This window comes from Arenimonas sp., assembly GCF_019459675.1.
Taxonomy (GTDB): Bacteria; Pseudomonadota; Gammaproteobacteria; order Xanthomonadales; family Xanthomonadaceae; genus Arenimonas.
On sequence record NZ_JAIBFH010000107.1, the window covers coordinates 1 to 3,369 of the forward strand.

The window sequence follows — 3,369 nt, forward strand, 5'->3', positions numbered from 1 at the left end:
ATGCCCTTTGCGAGGGCATCGGCACCGGCGTCCCTCCCACAGGGCAGGGCGGTGGCGCAGGCCTCAGGCGGCGCGGTGCTGCGCCACCGGCTGGTCGCGGTTGAGCGACGCCGACACCAGGTCCGCCGGGTCGAAGTCGTCCACCGTGATGGTTTCCCAGGTCAGCGCACGCAGCTCTTCAAGCTGCAGCTTTTCCTCGGCCGTGATCCAGCCTTCGGCCACGCCCTCGGCCAGCTGCGCCGGGAAGTCCAGCGCTTCAATGTCGCTGTTCTTGAGCGCCTTGAGGAACTTCCGCTCCACCGGCTCGGCCAGGATCACCTTGGGCAGGAAGCTGTTGATGCGGCCGGCCGGGTTGTTTTCGCAGGGCGTCAGGAAGATGCCCTCGGCCAGGCGGTCACGCGCATCGGAAGGCGACATCAGCAGCGCCGCGGCGCGGCGGCCCAGGCGGTCGGATGGCGCCTGCGCACGGCGGCCCCACGGGAACACCAGCATCCACAGCAGCCAGCCCACCGGGCGGATCGGGAAGTTGCGCAGCGCGCCCGACAGGGCCAGTTCGATCTTGTGCGCCGACTCGTGGAAGGCCAGCGCCAGCAGCGGCTGTTCGGCGGCCGGCCGGCCCTGGTCCTCGTAGCGCTTGAGCATGGCGCTGGTGATGTAGAGGTGGCTGAGCACGTCACCCAGGCGGCCCGACAGCTTTTCCTTGAACTTGAGCTTGCCGCCCAGCATCAGCATGGACGTGTCGGCCACCAGCGCCAGGTTGGCGGAATAGCGGTTGAGCTTGCGGTAGTAACGCTTGGTGTAGGCGTCGCCCGGCGCCGCACCGATGCGCGCGCCGGCCAGGCCGAACACCCAGCTGCGCACCGCGTTGGAAATGGCGAAGCCGATGTGGCCGAACAAATTCAGGTCGAACTCGCGCAGGCGCACTTCCGGGTCCGGATGCGTGGCCGCCTGCATTTCCTTGAGCACCCACGGATGGCAGCGGATGGCGCCCTGGCCGAAGATCATCAGGCTGCGGGTCATGATGTTGGCGCCCTCGACCGTGATCGAGATGGGCGCGGCCTGCCAGCCGCGGCCCAGGTAGTTCATCGGGCCCAGGATGACGCCCTTGCCGCCGTGGATGTCCATGGCGTCGGCCGCGACGGCGCGGGCCATCTCGGTGGCGTGGTACTTGGCGATGGCCGAAGGCACGGCCGGCTTCTCGCCGCGATCCACCGCCGCGGCCGTGGCCTCGGACAGCGCGGCGCAGGCATAGGCGTTGCCGGCGATGCGCGCCAGCGCTTCTTCCACGCCCTCGAAGCGGCCGATGGACAGGCCGAACTGCTTGCGGATGCGGGCATACGCACCCGTGACCACCGCAGCGAGCTTGGACGCGCCGCTGGACGTGGACGGCAGGGTGATGGCGCGACCCACCGACAGGCACTCGACCAGCATGCGCCAGCCCTGGCCGATGAAGTCTTCGCCGCCGATCAGCTGGCTCAGCGGCAGGAACACTTCCTTGCCGTGCAGCGGACCATTCTGGAAGGCGCAGTTGAGCGGGAAATGGCGGCGGCCGATGTTCAGTCCGTCGGTGTCGCGCGGGATCAGCGCCAGCGTGATGCCGCGATCGGCTTCATCGCCCAGCAGTTTGTTCGGGTCATACAGTCGGAAGGCCAGGCCGATCACCGTGGCCACCGGCGCCAGCGTGATGTAGCGCTTGTCGAAGGTCAGCTTGACGCCCAGCACGCGCGCGCCGTTCCACTCGCCTTCGCAGACGATGCCGTAATCGGGCAGGGACGTGGCGTCGGAACCAGCGGTGGGGCCGGTGAGCGCGAAGCAGGGCACTTCACGGCCGTCGGCCAGGCGCGGCAGGTAGTGCTTTTTCTGCTCGTCGGTGCCGTAGTGCAGCAGCAGTTCGGCCGGGCCCAGGGAATTGGGCACGCCGACGGTGGAGCTGAGCGTGGCCGAGATCGAGGCCAGCTTCTGGATGACCTTGTGGTGCGCCAGCGCCGAGAAGCCCAGGCCGCCGTATTCCTTCGGGATGATCATGCCGAAGAACTTCTGCTTCTTGAGGTACTCCCACAGCTCCGGCGGCAGGTCGTTGCGGACGTGGGTGATGTCCCAGTCGTTGGTCATGCGGCAGGCCTGTTCCACCGGGCCGTCCAGGAAGGCCTGTTCTTCGGCGGTCAGCACCGGCTTGGGCTGGGACAGCAGCTGGTCCCACTTGGGCATGCCCGAGAACAGCTCACCCTCGAAGCCGACGGTTCCGGCCTCCAGTGCCGTTTTCTCGGTGGCCGAGAGCGGCGGCAGGATCTTGGTGTAGAACTTGAGCAGCGGCGCGGTGATCAGCGGCTGGCGCAGCGGCGTGATCAGCAGCGGCAGCGTCACCACCGCAAGGATCACCGCGGCCACCAGGGTGGCGGTGAGGTTGGCGCCGGCCAGGGCCACGGCCACCAGCAGGGTGGCGGTGAGCGCGGTGAACACCGCCAGGCTCCAGCGGTGGTAAGCCACCAGCAGGGTCGCCAGCGCAAGCGCGAGGAAGGGGGCAAGGATGCTCATCGAGGATCTCCGTGGTTGGCCGTTGGGGTAGCCATGTCGTGCAGGAAGTGGTCGTGCAGGAATTGAAGCAGGGCGTCGGTGAAGGCGTCATTGTCGTCGCCAGCCACCATATGGGTGGCGTGCGGCAGTTGTACGTGACGCGCGTGGGGCGCCAGCTCTAGAAAATGCTCCACCGTCTGGCTGGTGACCAGGTCGCTGCGCCCGCCGCTGACCAGCAGCACAGGAATATCGAGCTGGCGGCAGGCGTCTTCGATCTGCTGCTGCAGGTTGGCGGTGGAGGGAATGAATTCGCTCAGCAGGCGCGGGTCCCAGTGCCAGGCCAGGCGGCCGTCGGGCCGGGCGTTGAGCAGGTGCACCAGCTGGGCCGGGGTTTTCTTCTCGCGCCGGTGAGGCAGGTAGGCGGCGATCTGTTCGGCCGCATGGTCGTAGGAATCGAAGCCTTCGGGATGGGCGTTCATGAAGCCAAGGATGCGCTCCACGCCAGACGCTTCCCAGCGCGGCGTGATGTCCACCAGCACCATGGCCGAAAACAGGCCGTCCCGGGCCTGCGCCATCAGGCCGGTGAGGCCGCCCATCGAGGCGCCCACCAGGATCGGTGCCGGGCCCAGTGCCGCTGCCGCGGTCGCCACGTCGTCCACGAACTGGGCGCCGGAATAAAGGGAGTCGGGCGGGTTACGGCCCGACTGGCCGTGGCCGCGTACGTCCCAGGCCAGGCTGGCTTGCCCGGCGACGGCCAGGCGGCGCAGGGTTTGCACCCACGCCAGCCCGGTATGGCCAAACCCGTGCGCCAGCAGCAAGCCGGGGCCGGCCCCGGCGCAGCGGGCCGCTAAAACC

Annotated in this window: 2 protein-coding genes; both read right to left on the reverse strand. The window is 68.4% G+C overall.

Going from position 1 to position 3,369, the window contains the following annotated elements; genetic code table 11:
- Positions 1–63: 63 nt before the first annotated feature.
- Positions 64–2,535, reverse strand: a complete 2,472-nt coding sequence (locus K0M70_RS03895) for an acyl-CoA dehydrogenase (RefSeq protein ID WP_290779540.1) — start codon at positions 2,533–2,535, stop codon at positions 64–66.
- On the reverse strand, positions 2,532–3,369 hold an 838-nt coding region (locus tag K0M70_RS03900), incomplete at its 5' end, for an alpha/beta fold hydrolase (protein WP_290779543.1). The genes K0M70_RS03895 and K0M70_RS03900, both read right to left, overlap by 4 nt.